Source organism: Actinophytocola sp., from assembly GCF_045807065.1.
In the GTDB taxonomy this organism is placed as follows: Bacteria; Actinomycetota; Actinomycetes; order Mycobacteriales; family Pseudonocardiaceae; genus Actinophytocola.
In genome coordinates this window covers 1-5,827 of sequence record NZ_JBJMIE010000255.1, presented here as the reverse complement: position 1 = coordinate 5,827, position 5,827 = coordinate 1, and the positions used below count along the sequence as shown (strand labels likewise).

The following is a 5,827-nucleotide window of genomic DNA, read 5'->3' as shown; positions in this document are numbered from 1 at the left end:
GGCCGCACTGCTGCTCGGGGCAGGAGTGCGGCCGGCGCCACGCTAGAGGAGCACCCCCAGCAGCGCGTCCACCGCGGTGCGGACCAGTGCGGGGGCCTCGGTGTCCTGGCCGCCCACGGTCAGGGCGGCGTCCGCCCAGGCGTCGACCGCGGCCAGGGCGCGTTCGGTGTCCAGGTCGTTCGACAGGTGGTCGCGCAGGCGGGCGACCACGTCCTCGGCGGGTGGCGCCGCGGCCACCTCGACCGCCGAGCGCCAGCGGGCCAGGCGGGCCTCCGCGGTGGCCAGCACCTCGGGTGTCCAGGGGCGGTCGGACCGGTAGTGCCCGGACAGCAGGCCGAGCCGGACGGCCATCGGGTCGACCTTGTCGGCGCGCAGGCGGGACACGAACACCAGGTTGCCGCGCGACTTGGACATCTTCTCGCCGTCCAGGCCGATCATGCCGGCGTGCGCGTAGTGCCGGGCGAACGGGTTCTCGCCGGTCAGCGCCTCGGCGTGGGCGGCGCTGAACTCATGGTGCGGGAAGATCAGGTCCGAGCCGCCGCCCTGCACGTCGAAGCTCATGCCGAGGCGGTTCAGGGCGATCACGCTGCACTCGATGTGCCAGCCCGGGCGGCCCGGCCCCAGCTCGCTCTCCCAGCTCGGCTCCCCCGGCCGCGCGGCACGCCACAGCAACGCGTCGAGCGGGTGCCGCTTGCCGGGGCGGTCCGGGTCGCCGCCGCGCTCGGCGAAGTACCTGGCCATCTCCTCCGGCGAGTAGTGGGACACCTCGCCGAACCGACCGGAGGCCAGGTGCGAGTAGTAGATGTCCGGGTGCTCGTGGTCGGCCACCCGGTAGGCGACGCCGTCGGTGAGCAGCTTGGCGACCGCCTCGACGATCTCCGGGATGGACTCCACGGCGCCGAGGTAGTCCCGCGGCGGCAGCACCCGCAGCGCGGTCATGTCCTCGCGGAACAACGCGGTCTCGCGCATCGCCAGCACGACCCAGTCGTCCTGGTCGCGTTCGGCGCGCTCCAGCAGCGGGTCGTCGACGTCGGTGACGTTCTGGACGTAGTGCACCTCGTGGCCGTTGTCCAGCCACTGCCGGTGCACGAGGTCGAACGCGAGGTAGGTCGCGGCGTGCCCGAGATGGGTGGCGTCGTACGGGGTGATGCCGCAGACGTACATTCTCGCCGTCGGACCGGGCGCCGTCGGGCGGATCTCCCTGGCCGCGGTGTCGTAGAGCCGCAGCGGGCGGGGGGTGCCTGGAACCCGGGACACGGGGGTGGATGGCCAGCTCTGCATGCTTCCGACGATAAACGTACGACTCGTGAACACGATCCGCCCCAGATCATGTGAGGCCCGTTACACCACATGCTGGGATGCCGAACTACCGGACGACGCGCTATTCGCGGAAGAAGGTAGGGACGATGACAGCGGCAGCGGACGGAACCACCGGCAGGTACCTCGTACTGATGGAGGACGACTGGTCCACCGCGACCCAGGAGCTCAGCCGCGTGGCGGGCATCCGCGCGGAGAGCTCGGCCGGCGCCGAGGACAACCGGGCCCTGTGGGAGGCCGAGGGCCTCGTGATGCACGAGCTGGGCGTCGCGCTCGTGTCCGCGGACCCGGACCAGGTGACCGCGCTCGCACAGGCCGTGGGTGAGTCCGGCCCCATCGCGCTGATCGAGCCCGAGCGGTTCGTGCGGGCCATCGAGCCCACGACGCCGACCGTCGAGCCGGCGGTCGCGGCCGTCGACGAGACACTCTTCACCTGGGGACTGCAGCGCACGGGCGCGCCGAACAGCACGGCGACCGGCAAGGGCGTCAAGGTCGCCGTTCTCGACACCGGGTTCGACCTGCACCACCCGGACTTCGCGGACCGGACCGTGGTGTCCAGCTCGTTCGTCCAGAACGAGGAGGTCCAGGACGGGCACGGCCACGGCACGCACTGCGTCGGCACCTCGTGCGGCCCTCGGGAGGTGGAGTCGGGCCCCGGCTACGGCATCGCCTACGAGGCGGACATCCATGTCGGCAAGGTGCTGAGCAACGCGGGTTCCGGCGCCGACGGCGGCATCCTCAACGGCATCAACTGGGCCATCACCACCGGCTGCGCGGTCGTGTCGATGTCGCTCGGCTCGCCGACCCAGCCCGGCCAGGCGTACTCGCGCACGTTCGAGCGGGTCGCGACCAGGGCGATGCAGAAGGGCACGCTGATCATCGCGGCCGCCGGCAACGAGAGCGACCGGCGGGTCGGGCGGACCAACCCGGTCGGCCACCCGGCGAACTGTCCCTCGATCATGTCGGTGGGCGCGATCGACGTGGGCGGCAGGATCGCGTACTTCTCGTGCGGGACCGTGGACAGTATCGGCGCGGTCGACCTCGCGGGCCCCGGCGTGGACGTGTACTCCAGCTGGCCAACGCCGCTGCGGTACAAGCGGATCTCCGGCACCAGCATGGCGACCCCGCACGCGGCCGGCACCGCCGCGCTGATCGCCCAGGCGACGGGCGCACGCGGGCTCGAGCTGTGGGCGCGGCTGTCGCAGATGGGCCGGCGGCTGCCTTTGCCCTGCACGGACGTTGGGGCAGGATTGATCCAAGCACCCTGACCGGAGTTGTCGCCGAGGAGGCCACGTGGCGCAGGAGCAGGTGGTCATCTCGGTGGTCGACGACCAGGTGGAGGACATGGGCTCGGTGGTCGAGGCACTGCGCCAGGCGGGACTGCGGGTGAGCGAGGTCCTCGACAGCGTGGGGGTCGTGACCGGCACGGTCGACGGGGACGCGCTGGGCAACCTGTCGACCGTGCCGGGCGTCGCCGAGGTGGAGCGGTCCCGGGAGATCCAGCTGCCGCCGGACGAGCCGACGTACTAGGCACGCTCACACGGCCTGCGGGAAGTCCACCAGCCGGGTCGTCAGCCTTGGGGACGGCGGATGACCAGGCACGGCTGTTCCACCAGGCTGCTGTACTCGTGGTGCCAGTACCGGCCCATGGCGGCGACCAGCTCGTCCTCACGTGCCATGAGCGGCCGGATCCGGTCCGCGCCGAGGATGAGGAAGACCTGCCAGTCGCCCTGGACCACCAGCTCGTGCGCGGGCAGCCCGAAGCGGGACTCGAGGACCGCCAGCAGCGCGTGCGCGGTCGACGGTTCGCCCGGCGGCGCCTCGTCCTCGACGGCGGCGCGGGATTCGGGTTCGTCGGTGCGGTCCGCGGACCAGACGTGCTCCTCGAGGCTGTGGAACTCGCTCGACAACGTGTCGGCCTGCTCGTCGGTGACGGTCAGCACGATCGGGCGGCCGGTGGTCGTCGTGAACGTGAGGTCCGCCGCCAGGGGCGTCCCCTCGGGCGTGGCCCTCGGGCGGCCGTCCATCGTCTCGGCGATCGGGATCGGTGCGGCGAGCGTGTCGGCGGCCAGGTTCGCGGCGGTCCAGAACGCGGCGGGGTCGTCGACCGCGGTGTCGGCGTGGGTCCGGGTGAAGCCCGCGTAGGTCGAGCGGACGCAGACCGTGCCCGACCGCCCGGCCGGGTCCCACACCGCGAGCACGTCCGCGAGGCCGTGTTCGCGGCGGTAGTGCTCCTTGCCGTCCTCGACTGTGACGGTCCAGCCGTCCTGAGGCGCGAAGGTGTTCACGGTGTGGTCCCTGCGGTCGTCTCCGGCATCGGGCGCGAAGGTACCCGGTCAGGCCGCCAGCAGGCCGGCGACCTCCGCCAGCTGCCGCGGCGTCAGGGGGCCGTGGGCGAGCGCGCCCGCGTTGTCCTCCGCCTGCGTGACGTTGCGGAAGCCCGGGATCGGGATCGTGCGCCCGCTGCGGGCCCACAGCCAGGCCAGCGCGCCCTGGGCGAGGCTGCGGCCGTCGCTGGTGAGGATCTCGCGGAGGCTGTCGACCCTGGCGCCCCACTCCGGTGTCGGCACGCCGTTCGCGAAGTACCGCAGCCATTCCGGGGCGGCGGTGCGGATGTCGGCGCCGGTCGCCGGGCGGGTGTGGTCGCGGCGGCCGAGCAGGCCCATGGCCAGCGGTCCCCGGTTGACGCTCGCCAGGCCGTGCCGCTCGCACAGGTCCAGCATCTCCGGGGCGTCGTGCAGGACGCTGCACTCGTGCTGCACGGCCACGCAGCCGGGCCGGCCCGCCCAGGCGGCCGCGCGCTCCGGGTCGTCCGTGCTCCACGCGTAACCGCGGATCAGGCCCTCCTTGACGAGTTCCTCCGCGGTGTCGGCCAGCGGTTCGGCCTCCTCGACGGACGGCGCCGGGTGGAGCTGGTACAGGTCGAGGTAGTCGGTGCCGAGCCGGGTCAGGGTGGCCCGGATGGCCTTGCGCATGTACTCGGGCGTCACGTCCGAGCCGGTGCGGACCTTGGTGTCCTCGTCGAACAGGTTGCCCCACTTGCTGGCGATGACCACCTCGTCGCGGTGGCCGGCGACGGCCCGGCCGAGCACGCGCTCGCTGTGCCCGGCGCCGTAGATGTCCGCGGTGTCGAAGAAGGTGACACCCAGCTCCAGGGCACGCCGGATGGCGGCGATCGACTCGTCGTCGTCGACCTCGCCCCAGCCGAGGGGGTTGCCGTCGGTGTCGGAGAAGGGGCCGCCGATGGCCCAGCAGCCGAAGCCCAGAGCGCTGACCTCGCGGTCCCCGATCAGTCGTGTGTCCATGTCACCCCATGGTGGTGGGTGGAGCGCGGTCCAGGTCCAGGTCTAATTTGAGCTGAGGGGAGCTTGCGGAGCGAACGATGGAGCCAGGATGCGCAGTGAGGTCAGCCCGAAACGGGTGCGGGTGTACGCGGGTGGGCAGCTGGTCGCCGACAGTCGCGCGCCGGTGCTCGTGTGGGAGATCCCGCACTACCCGACGTACTACCTGCCGGCGGCCGACGTGCACGCGAAGCTGGAACCCGCCGCCGACGGCGCGTACGACGTGGTGACCGGCACCACGGTCGTGCCGGGCGCGGCGCGGTTGGCGGAGGACCTGGTGCGCCTGGAGTTCGCCGCGATGGACGAGTGGCTGGAGGAGGACGAGCCGATCTACGTCCACCCGCGCGACCCGTACAAGCGGGTGGACGTCCTGGCCAGCTCCCGGCACGTCGAGGTCCGTGTCGACGGGCAGGTGGTCGCGTCGTCGGGCCAGCCGCGCATCCTGTTCGAGACGGGCCTGCCGCCGCGGTACTACCTGCCGCTGTCCGACGTCCGCCTGGACCTGCTGCGACCGTCGACGACCCGGACGTCCTGCCCGTACAAGGGGACGGCGTCGTACTGGCACGTCGGCGAGCACGAGGACATCGTGTGGATCTACCGCACGCCGCTGCCCGAGAGCCAGAAGGTCGCCGGCATGGCGTGCTTCTACAACGAGAAGGTCGACCTCTACGTGGACGGCGAGCCACAGGAGCGGCCGACGACCCCGTTCAGCTGATGAGGGAGCTGATCTACCTCTCCGAGCGGAAGCTGGCCGAGTTCCGCCCGCAACGCCGACGATGGTTCCGCGTGCGGGAGATCGGTGTGCCGGGCGTGGGGCAGGTGGGCATCGAGCAGCCGGCCGACTCGCACCTCGACGAGGTCATCGACCACCTCTCCGGGATCGCCCGCTGGTACCAGGAGGACGGTCTGGGGCCCGGCGAGTGGGTGCAGTTCGAGACCGCGATGAGCTACCTCGTGCTGGAGTTGGAGGACCTGCCACCCATCCTGGTGTTCGCCGAGGCGCCCGGTGGTCGACGGCTCATCCTGCACGGGTCGCCCGAGCACCTGATCGGTGCGCCCGCGCCGCCGGCCGCCAAGCTGCCCTGGCTCGGCATGTCCCGAGGTCCCGCACTGCAACGACTTCTCGTCGCCATGGCGAAGCGGTCCGGCGCGCCGGACCGGCTCGGACG

Annotated in this window: 7 protein-coding genes; 4 read left to right on the top strand and 3 right to left on the bottom strand. The window is 72.0% G+C overall.

Features of this window, described 5'->3' with window-relative positions; translation table 11 throughout:
- Positions 1-42: 42 nt before the first annotated feature.
- Positions 43-1,281: a cysteine--1-D-myo-inosityl 2-amino-2-deoxy-alpha-D-glucopyranoside ligase gene (gene mshC / locus ACJ73U_RS15065; protein WP_407778236.1), complete on the bottom strand. Its 1,239-nt coding sequence runs from the start codon at positions 1,279-1,281 to the stop codon at positions 43-45.
- 125 nt (positions 1,282-1,406) lie between these two features.
- Here mshC and ACJ73U_RS15060 point away from each other — a divergent pair, with 125 nt between their 5' ends.
- Complete coding sequence (locus ACJ73U_RS15060; RefSeq protein ID WP_407778235.1) at positions 1,407-2,585, top strand: S8 family peptidase; 1,179 nt, start codon at positions 1,407-1,409, stop codon at positions 2,583-2,585.
- Between the two features lie 25 nt (positions 2,586-2,610).
- On the top strand, positions 2,611-2,847 hold the full coding sequence (locus tag ACJ73U_RS15055) for a hypothetical protein (RefSeq protein WP_407778234.1): 237 nt from the start codon (positions 2,611-2,613) through the stop codon (positions 2,845-2,847).
- A 41-nt stretch (positions 2,848-2,888) separates the two neighbouring features.
- Here the strand turns inward: ACJ73U_RS15055 and ACJ73U_RS15050 are convergent, their stop codons facing one another.
- The gene (locus ACJ73U_RS15050; protein WP_407778233.1) at positions 2,889-3,605 is read right to left on the bottom strand and encodes a hypothetical protein; all 717 of its coding nucleotides are present in this window, start codon (positions 3,603-3,605) and stop codon (positions 2,889-2,891) included.
- Between the two features lie 48 nt (positions 3,606-3,653).
- A complete protein-coding gene (locus tag ACJ73U_RS15045) occupies positions 3,654-4,622 on the bottom strand; it encodes an aldo/keto reductase (RefSeq protein ID WP_407778232.1) in 969 nt (322 codons plus the stop codon).
- 88 nt (positions 4,623-4,710) lie between these two features.
- On the opposite strand from ACJ73U_RS15045, the gene ACJ73U_RS15040 reads away from it, so the two are divergent.
- Complete coding sequence (locus tag ACJ73U_RS15040; protein ID WP_407778231.1) at positions 4,711-5,373, top strand: DUF427 domain-containing protein; 663 nt, start codon at positions 4,711-4,713, stop codon at positions 5,371-5,373.
- On the top strand, positions 5,373-5,827 hold a 455-nt coding region (locus ACJ73U_RS15035; protein ID WP_407778230.1), incomplete at its 3' end, for an SAVMC3_10250 family protein. The genes ACJ73U_RS15040 and ACJ73U_RS15035, both read left to right, overlap by 1 nt.